Below are 274 nucleotides of genomic sequence, written 5' to 3'. Positions count from 1 at the left end.
ACATGATTGACTGGCGGGATGAGGACGGCAAATGGGCCGGCCGGCGTTCGGTGGCGATGATGGAGGCCACCCGCGAGATCGAAGGCCGCGTTTCGCTGGAACGGCGCTACTACGTGAACAGCCTGCCCGCTGACCCGAAACGGATCAACGAGACGGTGCGCGCCCACTGGGCCATCGAAAACAGCATGCATTGGGTGCTCGATGTCGCCTTTGGCGAGGATCACTGTCGTGCCCAGGTGGACAATGCAGCACAAAACTTCGCGATCCTGCGCCG

The 274-nt window shown here is 62.4% G+C and carries 1 protein-coding gene; it reads left to right on the top strand.

From position 1 onward, the window contains the following. A partial coding sequence (locus SB764_RS40065) for an ISAs1 family transposase (protein WP_410866759.1) occupies window positions 1-274 on the top strand: 274 nt, incomplete at both ends.

Source organism: Paraburkholderia sp. SIMBA_027 (assembly GCF_046535315.1).
Classification (GTDB): domain Bacteria; phylum Pseudomonadota; class Gammaproteobacteria; order Burkholderiales; family Burkholderiaceae; genus Paraburkholderia; species Paraburkholderia tropica.
This window is presented reverse-complemented; position numbering and strand designations above follow the sequence as displayed.